The organism is Guyparkeria sp. (genome assembly GCF_046545975.1).
Taxonomy (GTDB): Bacteria; Pseudomonadota; Gammaproteobacteria; order Halothiobacillales; family Halothiobacillaceae; genus Guyparkeria.
This window is the reverse complement of sequence record NZ_JBKGYT010000051.1, coordinates 1-13,168: the sequence shown is the minus strand read 5'-3', so window position 1 is coordinate 13,168 and position 13,168 is coordinate 1. Positions and strand designations below refer to the sequence as shown.

The 13,168-nt window shown below is 67.7% G+C and carries 14 protein-coding genes; 5 read left to right on the top strand and 9 right to left on the bottom strand.

The window, feature by feature from the left end; genetic code table 11:
- Positions 1-699: 699 nt before the first annotated feature.
- Positions 700-1,530, top strand: a complete 831-nt coding sequence (dapD, locus tag ACLFMY_RS06230) for a 2,3,4,5-tetrahydropyridine-2,6-dicarboxylate N-succinyltransferase (RefSeq protein WP_410763739.1) — start codon at positions 700-702, stop codon at positions 1,528-1,530.
- A 91-nt stretch (positions 1,531-1,621) separates the two neighbouring features.
- Here dapD and ACLFMY_RS06225 read toward each other — a convergent pair whose 3' ends face one another.
- From ACLFMY_RS06225 to phoB, 3 genes are read right to left on the bottom strand one after another with little or no spacing between them, the layout of a single operon-like run.
- Positions 1,622-2,224, bottom strand: coding sequence for a class I SAM-dependent methyltransferase (locus ACLFMY_RS06225; RefSeq protein ID WP_410763738.1), 603 nt, complete (start codon positions 2,222-2,224; stop codon positions 1,622-1,624).
- 34 nt (positions 2,225-2,258) lie between these two features.
- A complete protein-coding gene (gene phoR, locus ACLFMY_RS06220) occupies positions 2,259-3,728 on the bottom strand; it encodes a phosphate regulon sensor histidine kinase PhoR (protein WP_410763737.1) in 1,470 nt (489 codons plus the stop codon).
- Positions 3,729-3,766: 38 nt separating this feature from the next.
- A complete protein-coding gene (phoB, locus tag ACLFMY_RS06215; RefSeq protein WP_410763736.1) occupies positions 3,767-4,453 on the bottom strand; it encodes a phosphate regulon transcriptional regulator PhoB in 687 nt (228 codons plus the stop codon).
- Between the two features lie 175 nt (positions 4,454-4,628).
- On the opposite strand from phoB, the gene nadC reads away from it, so the two are divergent.
- Complete coding sequence (gene nadC / locus ACLFMY_RS06210; protein WP_410763735.1) at positions 4,629-5,465, top strand: carboxylating nicotinate-nucleotide diphosphorylase; 837 nt, start codon at positions 4,629-4,631, stop codon at positions 5,463-5,465.
- Positions 5,466-5,495: 30 nt separating this feature from the next.
- On the opposite strand, the gene ACLFMY_RS06205 is transcribed toward nadC, so the two are convergent.
- Positions 5,496-5,840: a c-type cytochrome gene (locus tag ACLFMY_RS06205; RefSeq protein ID WP_410763734.1), complete on the bottom strand. Its 345-nt coding sequence runs from the start codon at positions 5,838-5,840 to the stop codon at positions 5,496-5,498.
- Positions 5,841-5,979: 139 nt separating this feature from the next.
- Between ACLFMY_RS06205 and ACLFMY_RS06200 the strand changes: the two genes are divergently transcribed.
- Positions 5,980-6,324: an ArsC family reductase gene (locus tag ACLFMY_RS06200; protein ID WP_410763733.1), complete on the top strand. Its 345-nt coding sequence runs from the start codon at positions 5,980-5,982 to the stop codon at positions 6,322-6,324.
- Complete coding sequence (gene dapE / locus ACLFMY_RS06195; RefSeq protein ID WP_410763732.1) at positions 6,321-7,466, top strand: succinyl-diaminopimelate desuccinylase; 1,146 nt, start codon at positions 6,321-6,323, stop codon at positions 7,464-7,466. The genes ACLFMY_RS06200 and dapE overlap by 4 nt, the downstream gene beginning before the upstream one ends.
- Before the next feature lie 56 nt (positions 7,467-7,522).
- Here dapE and proB read toward each other — a convergent pair whose 3' ends face one another.
- From proB to ACLFMY_RS06170, 5 genes are all read right to left on the bottom strand, one after another.
- Positions 7,523-8,629 (bottom strand): glutamate 5-kinase, encoded by a 1,107-nt coding sequence (gene proB, locus ACLFMY_RS06190; RefSeq protein ID WP_410763731.1) that lies wholly within the window; start codon positions 8,627-8,629, stop codon positions 7,523-7,525.
- Between the two features lie 14 nt (positions 8,630-8,643).
- Positions 8,644-9,717, bottom strand: coding sequence for an Obg family GTPase CgtA (cgtA, locus tag ACLFMY_RS06185; protein WP_410763730.1), 1,074 nt, complete (start codon positions 9,715-9,717; stop codon positions 8,644-8,646).
- A gap of 126 nt (positions 9,718-9,843) precedes the next feature.
- A complete protein-coding gene (rpmA, locus tag ACLFMY_RS06180; RefSeq protein WP_136867311.1) occupies positions 9,844-10,101 on the bottom strand; it encodes a 50S ribosomal protein L27 in 258 nt (85 codons plus the stop codon).
- 37 nt (positions 10,102-10,138) lie between these two features.
- On the bottom strand, positions 10,139-10,450 hold the full coding sequence (rplU, locus tag ACLFMY_RS06175; RefSeq protein WP_372592231.1) for a 50S ribosomal protein L21: 312 nt from the start codon (positions 10,448-10,450) through the stop codon (positions 10,139-10,141).
- 112 nt (positions 10,451-10,562) lie between these two features.
- Positions 10,563-11,957 carry a KamA family radical SAM protein gene (locus tag ACLFMY_RS06170; protein ID WP_410763729.1) on the bottom strand — a complete coding sequence of 465 codons (1,395 nt, stop codon included), beginning with the start codon at positions 11,955-11,957 and terminating at the stop codon, positions 10,563-10,565.
- A 190-nt stretch (positions 11,958-12,147) separates the two neighbouring features.
- Here ACLFMY_RS06170 and ACLFMY_RS06165 point away from each other — a divergent pair, with 190 nt between their 5' ends.
- The gene (locus ACLFMY_RS06165) at positions 12,148-12,912 is read left to right on the top strand and encodes a CPBP family intramembrane glutamic endopeptidase (protein ID WP_410763728.1); all 765 of its coding nucleotides are present in this window, start codon (positions 12,148-12,150) and stop codon (positions 12,910-12,912) included.
- Positions 12,913-13,168: the final 256 nt, after the last annotated feature.

Genomic DNA, 13,168 nt, shown 5'->3' with positions numbered 1-13,168 from the left:
TGAACCCCGGGGCGGGATTCGTGCGCATGGCGCTGGTCGCCGAGATCGATGATTGCGTCGAGGCGGCGGAGCGGATTCGGGCGATGCTTTCCTGAGAACCGGCACCCCGAGAGCCTTCTGCGAATTAAGCGGCGAGGAGTTTTCGCACGCCGGTTGGCCAAGGCACAAGGGGGCGCGACCCTTCGATCAAGCCGAGTAGACGACGTCGGAACAGCAGTTCACTTTGAGATTTGAATCATGCCCCCTGATGGTTGGGAACCAGATCCCCTTGCGTCCTGCCTCGCGGCCGGTGGATGGCTCGGGGTCGGAGCGACAGGGACGTCGCTCCGAGGCTCGCCGTGACAGGAAGTCACGTCGAGCCGGCCCCGAAGGCAGCCGCCGGTCGCGAGGCTTCGAGTGCGGACGAAGTCCGTACTCGAAGGCCCGCAGGGCCAGGACGCCGGGGTGCCCTTCTTTTCGCCTCTTTTCTTGGGCAAGCAAGAAAAGAGGCTCGCACGCCCGGCACCCGGGCTCGCTAAGAATCCGTCCGCGAAACCGGCGTGCGAAAACCCTGACGGTCGTTTACGAACAACCCACCCTCCGCGAGACCAACGCCATCAACGATCTGTTGTTACAATAACCGTCAGTTGATTACCCCGTTTCCCGGCCGACCCCAAGAGGTCGGCCGCTCGTTTTTGCAAACATTTTCAGGAGCATCCGATGGACACCTCTTCCATTCGCGACATCATCGAATCGGCCTTCGAGCGCCGTGCCGAGATCAACCCGTCCAACGCCCCGGCCGACGTGGTCGAGGCGGTCGAGACCGCGCTGGCCGGCCTCGACGACGGTTCGCTGCGCGTCGCCGAGCGGCGCGGCGTGGGTGACTGGCAGGTCAACGAGTGGCTCAAGAAGGCCGTGCTGCTCTCGTTCCGCCTGCGCAACAACGAGGTGGTCTCCGGCGGTGACGTGAACTACTTCGACAAGGTGCCGACCAAGTTCGCCGACTGGGACCAGGCACGCTTCGAGGCTGCCGGCATGCGCGTGGTGCCCAACGCCGTCGCCCGTCGTGGTAGCTTCATCGCGAAGAACACCGTGCTGATGCCTTCCTATACCAACATCGGCGCCTACGTCGACGAGGGCACCATGGTCGACACCTGGGCGACCGTCGGCTCCTGCGCCCAGATCGGCAAGAACGTGCACCTGTCCGGCGGCGTCGGCATCGGCGGCGTGCTCGAGCCGCTGCAGGCCGCGCCGACCATCATCGAGGACAACTGCTTCATCGGCGCGCGCTCCGAGGTGGTCGAGGGCGTGATCGTCGAGGAAGGCTCGGTGATCTCGATGGGCGTGTACATCGGCCAGTCGACCAAGATCTACGACCGCGAGACCGGCGAGATCCACTTCGGCCGCGTACCGGCCGGCTCGGTGGTCGTCTCTGGCAACCTGCCGTCCAAGGACGGCAAGTACAGCCTGTACTGCGCGGTGATCGTCAAGAAGGTCGACGAGAAGACCCGCTCCAAGGTCGGTATCAACGAGCTGCTGCGCGACGTGTGACCCGACACCTGCCGGTGGCGGACTCCCCGCCTGCACACACGAAGAAGGCCCGAAGGGATCCTCTCCCTTCGGGCCTTTTCACGTCCCGGGTTCAGCCCTGGCGACGCCCCACGCCGTGGGTGACGAAACCGGGACCCTTGTGCCCCGGCCCCTCGTCGAGGAGCACCTTGCCCTCGGCCAGGATCAGCCAGTCCAGCCCGGAGAGATCCTGGGAGAGGTCGCTGGCCCGAACCAGCATGTCGGCGCGCTTCGGCCCGCCGCTCTGGTAGGCGAGCTGGCGGGGATGGAACAGCTCGACGATCAGCAATCCCCCCGGGCGCAGGGCCGCGGCGGCACGTCGATAGACCACGCGACGGGCCGCCGGCTCGAAGTGCAGGTAGATCAGCACCACGGCATCGAATTCGTCCTCCTGCCAGTCCCACTCGGTCAGGTCGGCGCAGTGGACACTCAGGGTCACGTCACGCTTGTCGGCGAGCTGTCGTGCCTTGTCACAGCCCACGGCAGAGTAGTCGATGCTGGTGACCTCGAAGCCCTGCTCGGCCAGCCAGACGCCGTTGCGTCCCTCGCCGTCCCCGAGCACCAGCACACGCGCGCCCTGCGGCAGCCGGTAGACCTGGCTCAGCAGGAACTCGTTGGGATGCGTGCCGTAGAGAAAGTCGACCTGCCCGTACTTATCGTTCCAGAATTCCGACATCGTTCGGCTCGTGCCCGTGTTTGCCCAAAGGGCGTCAGTCTAAACCATTCCGGCCGGAGCCATCGGCCGCTGTTCCGGCCGGCCTGCCTTCGTGCAGGATGGCCCGTTGTGCCGGGAAGATCACGCGGAACCGGCTCCCCTGGCCCGGCGTGCTCTCGATCTTCAGCCGGGCACCGTGGCGCAGTGCCACATGCTTGACGATGGCCAGCCCCAGGCCGGTCCCCCCGCGCGAGCGCGAACGGCCCACGTCGATGCGGTAGAAACGTTCCGTGAGCCTCGGGATGTGGCGGGCCTCGATGCCGATGCCGCTGTCCGTGACCTCGAAGACCGGCCGCCCCTTCGGGTCGAGCGACCAGCCGACGGCGACACGCCCGCCGGCCGGGGTGTATTTCACGGCGTTGAACACGAGGTTGGAGAAGGCGGACTGCAGTTCCCTGGGCACGCCGCGCAGACGCAGGTCGACATCGATGTCGGACTCGATCCGGTGCCCCTCCTCCCCGGAAAGCAGCCGGGCATCCGCGAGGATGGGCCGGACCAGGGCGGCCACGTCGACCGACTCGAACATCTCCTCGTCGGGCTCCGATGTCTCGAGCCGGGACAGGAGCAGCAGATCCTCGACGATGCGCCTCATGCGGTCGGACTGCTGGTGCATGTTCGACAGGATTCGGTGCATCTGCGGATCCATCTGCTCGTCGGTGTCGAGCAGCGTTTCGACGTAGCCGGCCAGCACGGTCAGCGGCGTGCGCAGCTCGTGCGAGACGTTGGCCACGAAGTCCTGGCGCACCCCCTGCAGTCGATGCAGGGCCGTGATGTCCCGCCCGATCAGGAGGAAGCGGTCCGAGCCGTAGGGCTCGATCCGCAGGCTGACCGCCCGGGTCTCGTCTCCCGGCGCCCGGATCTCGAGCGGGGCCTGCTCGGCCCCGTGGTCCAGCCAGTCGACGAACGCCGGGGCGCGCAGCAGGTTGTCGATGCGCAGGCCCTGGTCCGTGGAATTCAGCCCCAGCATCTCGCCGGCCGCATCGTTGAGCCACTCGATCTCCCGGTCCTCGGTCAGCACGACCATCGCGTCGGGCACCGACATCGCCGAGCGGTGGTAGCGCTTGAGCAGACGGACGAGGCGACGCTGTCGCCGGTGCCAGGACCGCCGCAGGCGGCGCTGCCGGGCCTGGACCAGGCCGGGCACCCCCCAGATCCGCTTCCGGGTCCAGGCGATCGGCAGGCTGCGAGCCAGGTAGGCGATCCGCAGCAGCAGGGAACCCGCGTACAGCAGGCCAGCCAGCCCCGTGGCCCAGCCCCAGGCGCCTCCCACGCCGGCCCCCGTCATCCAGAGGCCGAACATCGCCCCGGCCAGGAGGGACCCGGCCAGCAGCAGGAACTCCTCCCGCCATGCGCGTGCCCGTTCCCGTGCCCGACGCACCTGGCGGGCACGCCGGCGGCGCGTGGCGAGATCGGGCTCGCCGGGGCGGCCTGCAGTCAGGGCTGGGACATCGTCGGGTTCGGTCATGTCACCTCGTTCGGCCGGATCGGGCGTCCGCCCGGGGGTCAATGGGCAGACATCCGGTACCCGACCCCGCGGACGGTCTGGATCAATCCATCATACCCGCTGGGGGCCAGCGCCTTGCGCAACCGCAGGATGTGGACGTCGACGGTACGGTCCTCGACGTAGGCATTCTGTCCCCAGACCCGGTCGAGGAGTTGCGTCCGGGAGAAGACCCGGTCCGGGTGGCGCATGAAGAAGGCCAGCAGGCGGAACTCGGTCGGGCCCATCTCCACCGGTTCGTCGGCGGCGGTGACGCGATAGCTTTCCTGGTCGAGCTTGAGACCGGCGATGTCCAGCACCGGGCTCTCGGTCTCCGGCGAGGTGCGTCGTAGCACCGCCTTGATGCGCGCGAGCAGCTCGCGGGGCGAGAACGGCTTGGTGACGTAGTCGTCCGCACCCGCCTCCAGGCCGCTTACCTTGTCCTCTTCCTCGCCGCGGGCGGTCAGCATGACGATCGGCACGTCGCGGGTCAGTTCGTCGCGCTTCAGGCGCCGGGCGAACTCGATGCCGCTGGCACCGGGAAGCATCCAGTCGAGCAGCACGAGGTCGGGCAACTTCTCCGCGATCCGCTCGTAGGCCTCGACGATGTCACCCGCCTCGACGAGTTCATAGCCCGCCCGGCCCAGCGCAAAGGCCACCATCTCCCGGATCGGTTTCTCGTCCTCGACAATCAGTATGGTCTTCTGCATCTGTCACTCCCGGCCGATGGCCGGCCTTCGCGGTTGGTTCATGCGCAGGCATTAGACGGCAGCGCGATGACAGCAACATGACAAGATGACAGCATGGTTTGCCTGCGAAAGACAGGCCGCTTGCGTCATAATCGTGAGGACACCGACTGAATCATCGCCCGGGAGCAACACGCCCATGAACAAAGCCGACCCCGATATCGTCGCCCTCGACGTCGCCAGGGCCCTGGCCGAGGACGTCGGCAGCGGCGATGTCTCCGCCCAGCTCGTTCCCGCCGACCAGAAAGCCCACGCCCGGATCGTCAGCCGCGAGGCCGGTGTCCTTTCGGGCAGCGAATGGGCGGATGCCGCCTTCCGCCGGGTCTCACCCGCCGTACGCGTCGAGTGGGCCGTGGACGACGGCGATGCGTTTTTCCCCGAGCAGAGTTTGTGCCTGATCAGCGGCCCGGCCCGGCCCATGCTCACCGCCGAGCGCGTCGCCCTGAACTTCCTGCAGGCCCTGAGTGCCACCGCCACCGTGACGCGCCGGTACGTCGATGCCGTGAAGGGCACCGGCGCGGTGATCCTGGATACGCGCAAGACCCTGCCCGGCCTGCGCTACGCGCAGAAGAAGGCGGTCGTGGACGGCGGTGGCATGAACCACCGCATGGGACTGCACGACATGGTGATGCTCAAGGAAAACCACATCCAGGCCGCCGGGTCGATCACCGAGGCGGTACGTGCCGCCGGGGTGATCGCCCGCGGCCTGCCGCTAGAAGTGGAGGTGGAGAACCTGGAACAGATGGAGGAGGCGCTTGCCGCCGGGGTCGAGCGCCTCCTGCTGGACAATTTCGACCCGCCGCTGCTCAGGGAGGCCGTGCGCCTGAACGCGGGGCGGGCGAAGCTCGAATCATCGGGCAACGTGACCCTGGAGACGATCCGGGAGGTCGCCGAGACGGGCGTGGACTACATCTCCATCGGCGCGCTGACCAAGCACGTGCGGGCCGTCGACCTGTCGATGCGGTTCATCGACTGAAGCTGCGCCGGGCCAGGGGGGCGGTCCGGCTCACTCGAAGTCGTAGTACTTCTGGTTCAGCCAGGCCGTGACCGCGTCGACTTCCTCGTCGAACCACGGGGCATTGAAATTGTTGGCGCAGCCCTGAACCATGGTGCGCAGGCTCTCGTAGCTGTCCATCTTGCCGGCCTCGGCCCGGTCCCGGAACCAGTCCTCGTCGTGCGGAACCGTGTGGCACTCGACGCAGTTGTCGGCAAACAGCTCCTTGCCCCAGGAGATGTCGGGCTCCTCGGCCTGCACGGGGACGGCGAAGGCCAGCCCGGCAGCGAGGCCCAGGCAGAGTCCCAGCGTCCGGCTCGGTTTTGGTGTCTCGGCAGATGTGATCCCGTTCTGCATGGCAATCTCGCTCCTTTTCTGCTGGAATTTCGGACCCTTGGCGCGGGACCCGACCTTCTGGAGTGTAGGCCGGCGTCACTGATACGAAAATCAATTTTTCCTATTCGGAACAACATAAATCTCTTATAAGGGCTATTCGATGATCACCGTCTACGGCATCAGGAACTGCGACACCGTCCGGAAGGCCCGGGCCTGGCTGGACGAACGGGGGCTTGAGTATCGCTTCCACGACTACAGGAAGGACGGCGTGCCCGGCGAGCAACTGGACACGTGGCTCGACCGGTTCGGCTGGGAGACGGTGATCAACCGGCGCGGCACGACATGGCGGCGCCTGCCCGAGGCACAGAGGGCGTCCATGGATACCGCCGGGGCGCGAGCGGCGGCCCAGGCAAACCCCAGCCTGATCCGGCGCCCGATCGTCGAACACGACGGCGGCACGCTGATCGGCTTCGACGCGGAGGAATGGCAGGAGGCCCTGGCATGACGGACGCCACCATCGACCTGGCCCGCGACCTGATTCGCCGGGCATCGATCACCCCCGACGACCGGGGCTGCCAGCCCCTGATCGCCGGGCGCATCGCCCCGTTGGGGTTCGCCATCCAGGCGTTGCGCTTCGAGGAAGTCGACAACCTCTGGGCCGTCCACGGCGAGTCCGGGCCGCTGTTCGTCTTCGCCGGACACACCGACGTGGTGCCGACCGGTGACGAACGCCAGTGGAGCCACCCGCCCTTCGGCGCCGAGATCCACGACGGCAAGCTGTTCGGCCGGGGTGCTGCGGACATGAAGGGCTCGGTCGCGGCCTTCGTCACGGCGGTGGAACGCTTCCTCGCCCGTCACCCCGCGCCGTCCTTCCGGCTGGGGTTCCTGATCACCAGCGACGAGGAAGGCCCGGCGCAGCATGGCACCAAGCGGGTCATGCAGTGGCTGCGCGAGAAGGGCATCCGGATCGACTGGTGCCTGGTGGGCGAACCCTCGAGTCGCAAGCGGCTGGCCGACGAGTACAAGATCGGCCGTCGCGGCTCGATCACCGCCAACCTGGTCATCGAAGGCAGGCAGGGGCACGTGGCCTACCCGCACCTGGCGGACAACCCGGTCCACCGCGCCGCGCCGTTCCTCGCCGAGCTGGTCGCGATCGAGTGGGACGAGGGCAACGACCATTTCCCGCCCTCGACGCTGCAGATCGCCAACATCCACGCCGGCACCGGGGCCAACAACGTCATTCCCGGCACCCTCGAGGTGCAGTTCAACCTGCGCTTCAACACGGAAACCTCGGTGGAGACGATCAAGGCCACCATCGAGGAACGCCTCCGGCGGCACGGCCTGTCCTACCGGGTCGACTGGCATCTCTCCGGCGAGCCATTCCTCACCCGCGACGACGGGCCGATGGTCAATGCCGTCGAAAACGCCGTCGAGGGCGTCATCGGTACACGTCCGAGCCCGTCGACCGCCGGCGGCACCTCCGACGGTCGCTTCATCGCTCCCACTGGGGCACAGGTGATCGAACTCGGCCCGCTCAACGCCACCATCCACCAGATCGACGAACACGTCGCCGTCAACGACCTGACGACGCTGTCGTCGATATACGAGCGGCTGCTGGAGGAACTGGAGCGGGAAGCGAAGGGCTGAACGGCGCCGCCTTCGCGGGAAGGAACCGGAGGCGCCGAGGGGGCGCCCGGTACCGGTCAGATCAGGACGAGATTGTCCCGATGGACCAGCTCGTTCTCCTCGCGGTAGCCGATGAGCTCGGCAATCTCGCCGCTGGAACGGCCGACCAGGCGGACGGCATCCGCACTGGGGTAGTTGACCAGTCCCCGCGCGAATTCCCGGCCGTCCGGGCCGGCGATGGAAACCAGCTCGCCGCGGGCGAACTCGCCGGAGACGCCCGTCACCCCGGCCGGCAGCAGCGAACGCCCCTGCTCGACCACCGCGCGAACGGCCCCGGCATCCACCTCGAGACGCCCGCGCACCCGCAGGTGACCGGCCAGCCACTGCTTGCGCGCGGCGAGGCGGTTGGTGGCGGGACGGAAGTAGGTGCCCAGCGACTCGCCCGCGGCCAGGCGGCTGAGCACGTCCGCCTCGCTGCCGGCCGTGACGATGGTGGCCGCACCGGAGCGCGCGGCGCGCTTGGCCGCCAGCACCTTGGTGTACATGCCGCCTCGCCCGAGGCGGCCGCCCTCGGGCGAGGCCATGGATTCCAGTGCCGGATCGCCGGCCTCGACCTCGTCGAGCAGCCGGGCGGCGGGGTTCTTGCGCGGGTCGGCGTCGAACAGGCCTGGCTGGTCGGTGAGGATCACGAGCACGTCGGCCTCGACCAGGTTGGCGACCAGCGCGGCCAGGGTGTCGTTGTCGCCGAAGCGGATCTCGTCGGTGACGACGGTGTCGTTCTCGTTGACCACCGGCACCACGCCCAGGTCGAGCAGGGTCCGCAGCGTGCTGCGGGCGTTGAGGTAGCGCGAGCGGTCGACCAGGTCCTCGTGGGTCAGCAGGATCTGCGCCGAGTGGGCATCGTGCCGGGCCAGTCCCTCGGCGTAGGCCTCCACCAGCCCCATCTGGCCGACGGCCGCGGCGGCCTGGAGCTTCGGCAGGGACTCGGGCCGCTCGGTCCATCCCAGCCTCGCCATGCCTTCGGCCACCGCCCCCGAGGTGACGATCACCACCTCGCGCCCCTCGGCTCGCAGCTCACCGATCTGCCGCGCCCAGGAGGCGATGGCAGCACGGTCGAGACCGCGGCCGTCGCCTGTGACCATCGCCGAGCCGATCTTCACCACCCAGCGCTGGTGACTCCTCACCTGCTCTCGCACGCCTAGTCCTCCGTGTGCGGCGCGGACGACCGGGCCGCCTCCTGTCGCTCGCGGGCCCACTCGGACTCGAGGTGCTCGAGGATCGCCCAGACCAGCGGCTGCGTGCCGGTCTTGTCGAGCGCACTGATGGCGAACACCGGGCCCGTCAGTCCGAGTTCGTCCTTGAAGCGCTGCTCGAGTGCCTCGATGTTGGCCTCGCGCTCGTCCTCCGGCCAGACATCGATCTTGTTGAGAACCAGCCAGCGCGGTCGGGCGGCCAGCGTCTCGTCGTACTTCTCGAGCTCGGCCTCGATCGCCGCGACGCTTTCGACCGGATCGACCTCGTCGTAGGGCGCCACGTCGACGACGTGCAGCAGCAGGTTGGTGCGCGCCAGATGCTTGAGGAAGCGGATCCCCAGCCCGGCGCCCTCGGCCGCGCCCTCGATCAGCCCCGGGATGTCGGCCACCACGAAGCTGCGGTGCGGCTCCGGCGCGACCACGCCCAGGTTCGGATACAGGGTGGTGAACGGGTAGTTGGCCACCTTGGGGCGGGCGTGCGAGATGGCGCGGATGAGTGTCGACTTGCCGGCGTTCGGCTGGCCAAGCAGGCCGACGTCGGCGAGCACCCGCAGCTCGAGGCGCAGGCGGCGCTCGTCGCCGGGCGTACCGTCGGTCTTCTGCCGTGGGGCCCGGTTTACCGAGCTCTTGAAGCGGGTGTTGCCCAGCCCGTGCCAGCCGCCCTTGGCCACCAGCAGCTCGGCGCCGGCCTCGACCACCTCGCCGATGGTCTCGCCGGTGTCCTCGTCGTAGACCACGGTGCCCAGCGGCACGTGCACATGCAGGTCGTGGCCCTTCTTGCCGGTCATGTTGCGCCCGGCGCCGTTCCGGCCGCGCTCGGCCTCGTAGTGGCGCTGGAAACGGAAGTCGGCCAGCGTGTTGAGGTTCTGGTCGCCAACCAGGTACACGGACCCGCCGTCGCCGCCATCGCCGCCGTCCGGCCCGCCGTAGGGCACGTACTTCTCGCGGCGAAAGCTCACCACGCCATTGCCGCCGTCGCCGGCCTTGACCTTGATGGTGGCTTCATCGACAAACTTCACGACAGGATCCCCGCACGTTCCACCCACTCATGGGCAGGTCACAAACACGAAAGCCCCGCACGTGGGCGGGGCTCTGACGATGGTCGCCGGTCAGCCGAACCGACCGCCGACCCGCACCGTGCCGGATCAGGCCGGCTCGATGCTGACGAAACGGCGGCTCTTCGGACCCTTGGTCTCGAACTTCACCTGGCCGTCGGTCAGGGCGAACAGGGTGTAGTCACGGCCGACGCCCACGTTGGAACCGGCGTGGAACTTGGTGCCACGCTGGCGAACGATGATGCTGCCCGCGGAGACGGCTTCGCCGCCGAAACGCTTCACGCCGAGGCGCTTGCTTTCACTGTCGCGACCGTTTCGGGTAGAGCCTGCTGCTTTTTTATGTGCCATGTTTCAACTCCCAGCTGTCGGGACCGCCGGCGCGCTCTTAGGCGCTGATGCCGGTGATCTTGAGTTCGGTGTAGGCCTGACGGTGGCCCTGACGCTTCATGTGGTGCTTGCGGCGGCGGAACTTGATGATCTCCACCTTCTTGCCGCGGCCCTGGCCGACGATCTCGGCGGTGACGCTCGCCCCATCGACGGTCGGCGTGCCCACCTTGATGTCCGAGCCGTCGCCGACCATCAAAACCTGATCCAGCGTAACGGTGTTGCCTGTCTCGCCCGAAAGCTTCTCGACACGCACCTTGCTGCCTTGCTCGACGCGGTACTGCTTACCGCCGGTAACGACCACTGCGTACATGCTGTAAAACCCGAATATTCTGCGTAATGGAGCCGACGGTGCCCCGCACCATCGGCAAGTGATTTCTCGAAGGCGCGCAAGTCTAGCGACCGGCGCCCCGTTCGTCAAGGGCTTATGCCTCGACCTCGGCCGCGTCGATGATCTGCAGCCCGGCCTGCTGCTGCATGGCCTCGTACTCGTCCTCGAAGAAGAACTTCTCCTCGCCGAAGGCCGGCGTGAGCTCGTTCAGCCACGTGGAGGTCTCGTCGTACTTCGCGAAGAACGGTCGCTGGACCCAGTCCGGGTCGCGCCCCTGGATGAAGCGCAGCACGAACACCTTCTCGCCCTGGATCTCGGCCACGCCCTGGATCTCGACCTTGCCCGGCCCGGCCGACATGGACGGCCCGCGCGCGGTCCGCGCGAGCCCGGAGACGCGCTTCATGGCATCGCGGTAGATGCGGTGCGCCTCGGCCAGCGGCACCTCGAAGCGATACTTCGCGCCGGTGTCGCGCTCGACGAACATGTAGTACGGGATCATCCCCAGCCGTACCTGCTCGCGCCACATGCGCGCCCAGACGTCACCCGAATCGTTGATGTGCTTGATCAGCGGGCTCTGGGTGCGGATCTCGGCGCCGGTGGCCCGGATACGCCGGACCGCCTCGCGGAAGACGGGGTTCTCCATCTCCTGCCAGTGGTTGATGTGCGCCATCACGGCCACGTGCTTGCCGGACGCGACCAGGCGCTCGAACAGCGACAGCAGGTCATCGGCATCCGCGTCGGTGACGAAGCGGTACGGCCAGAACGACAGCGCCTTGGTGCCGATACGCACGGTCTGCACGTGTTCGAGACGCGGATCGAGCAGCCCCTCGAGATACGGCGCGAGGTGCTTGGTCTTCATCACCATCGGGTCGCCGCCGGTCATCAGGAGATCGGACAGGTCGGGACGCTCGACCAGGTAGTCGAGCAGCTGACCCGCCTCCTTGGAGGCGATCTTGAGGTCCTTGTCGCCGACGAACTGCGCCCAGCGGAAGCAGAACGTGCAGTAGCTGTGGCAGGTCTGCCCCTGGGTGGGGAAGAACAGCGCGGTCTCGCGGTACTTGTGCTGGACGCCCTCGACGATCTCGCCGTTGACCTCGGGGAGGTTCATCTCCATCTGCCCGGCCGGGTGCGGGTTGAGCTGGTGGCGCAGCTTCCAGGCCAGCGCGGTGATCTCCTCCTTGGGCGCCTCGCGGCGGTGCAGCTCGGCCATCTGCTCGAACATTTCCGGGCTGAGCATGTCGCGCTGCGGGAAGGTGAGCGCGAAGATCGGGTCTTCCGGGGCCCGGTCCCAGTCGATCAGGTTCTCGATGACGTGATTGTTGACGCGGAACGGCAACACGCTCGCGACCACCTTCATCTCGAACAGCGCCTCTTCGCCCAGTCGCTTGAGCGGCTCGATCTTGTCCAGGTGGCGCTCGGTGAAGACCTGGAACTTGGGCGCCTCGAAGGGGGCCGTGTCGGGAATCTTGCGTTTGGCAACAGTCGTCATAAAACCTCGTCTGGTGCGCATGGGGTCCCGGCCGGAGCGACCGAATTGGGGGCGAATTCTAGCCCATTTCCTGATAAAAACAACCGCTTATGCGCGGCAACTCCCCGGCGGAGGTCCGAAAGGGGGTCAGGGTCGCCAATCGGGCCGGGTTCCGGGAGAATGCCGGCTCCCCGAAACACCGACGAGACCCATGCCCGATTATCGCCATCTGATCGTGGCCCTTGCCGCCACCCTGACGACCCTCGCCGTGGCCCACCTGGCGCACTGGATCACCCCCACCGGCATGCTGGCCGGCGCCGTCCTGCTGGGTGCCGCCTGGCTGACGTCCCACCTGCGGCGGGTGGCCCTGACCCTCGCCCTGTTCGCCTTCGGACTGGGCGTGGTGCTTACGCTGCACCTCTGGCCCGGGTTCGCCAACCCCGCCATCTGGCAGGGACGGATGTTCTGCAGCGGCTGCCTGCCGCACAGCCTGTACCTGCCCATCGACCAGGCCCTGCTCGTGGCCGCCTGGCTGCCGCTGCTCGCGGGGATCGTTCGGCGCGGCAGCCTGCCGCCGATGCTCATCGGTGCCGCGGCCACCATCGCGGCCAGCGCCACCCTCGGGCTGTGGCTGGGGGTGTTCCGCTGGCAACCGAGCTGGCCGGGCATGGCGCTGCTGTGGTTCGCCGGGGTGAACCTGGTGATCGTCGCCGCCGAGGAGGTGCTGTTCCGCGGCCTGCTCCAGCGGCACATCCTTCACCGGCTCGGCGCCGTCCACGCCTGGTGGCTCACGGCTCTGTTCTTCGGTCTGGCCCACCTGCCCTTCGGCGCGGAGTTCGCCGCCGTGGCCACCGTCGCCGGGCTGGGTTACGGCTATGTGGCCTGGCAGAGCGGTTCGCTGTGGCCGGCGATCGGCCTGCACTGGGCGGTCAACCTGCTGCACTTCTCGCTGTTCAGCTACCCTCTGCTGGCATAGGAGGAATACGGCACCCCCGCTCGTCCGAGGAAGGTCTGCACGCATACCCAACCTCTCTGCGGCCCGCCCTGCGGGGCTTGCCGGCATGTCTGCCCTCGGTGTTACCGATCCTCGCCGGGCAATGGGCCCGCCTTCGAATCGGCGCCTTGATGGCGAACAAGCCGGTAAGCCAGAGGGGTTGGCTATTCGTGCAGCCCTTCCCTAAGCTCCACGGAGCCACCCCGGCAAAGACCGCGGAGATGCCACCATGCCATTG

Excerpts from the sequence above, each read along its gene's own strand:
- dapD (WP_410763739.1), top strand. The coding sequence starts at position 700 with ATGGACACCTCTTCCATTCGCGACATCATCGAATCGGCCTTCGAGCGC.
- ACLFMY_RS06225 (WP_410763738.1), bottom strand. The coding sequence starts at position 2,224 with ATGTCGGAATTCTGGAACGATAAGTACGGGCAGGTCGACTTTCTCTAC.
- phoR (WP_410763737.1), bottom strand. The coding sequence starts at position 3,728 with ATGACCGAACCCGACGATGTCCCAGCCCTGACTGCAGGCCGCCCCGGC.
- phoB (WP_410763736.1), bottom strand. The coding sequence starts at position 4,453 with ATGCAGAAGACCATACTGATTGTCGAGGACGAGAAACCGATCCGGGAG.
- nadC (WP_410763735.1), top strand. The coding sequence starts at position 4,629 with ATGAACAAAGCCGACCCCGATATCGTCGCCCTCGACGTCGCCAGGGCC.
- ACLFMY_RS06205 (WP_410763734.1), bottom strand. The coding sequence starts at position 5,840 with ATGCAGAACGGGATCACATCTGCCGAGACACCAAAACCGAGCCGGACG.
- ACLFMY_RS06200 (WP_410763733.1), top strand. The coding sequence starts at position 5,980 with ATGATCACCGTCTACGGCATCAGGAACTGCGACACCGTCCGGAAGGCC.
- dapE (WP_410763732.1), top strand. The coding sequence starts at position 6,321 with ATGACGGACGCCACCATCGACCTGGCCCGCGACCTGATTCGCCGGGCA.
- rpmA (WP_136867311.1), bottom strand. The coding sequence starts at position 10,101 with ATGGCACATAAAAAAGCAGCAGGCTCTACCCGAAACGGTCGCGACAGT.
- rplU (WP_372592231.1), bottom strand. The coding sequence starts at position 10,450 with ATGTACGCAGTGGTCGTTACCGGCGGTAAGCAGTACCGCGTCGAGCAA.
- ACLFMY_RS06170 (WP_410763729.1), bottom strand. The coding sequence starts at position 11,957 with ATGACGACTGTTGCCAAACGCAAGATTCCCGACACGGCCCCCTTCGAG.
- ACLFMY_RS06165 (WP_410763728.1), top strand. The coding sequence starts at position 12,148 with ATGCCCGATTATCGCCATCTGATCGTGGCCCTTGCCGCCACCCTGACG.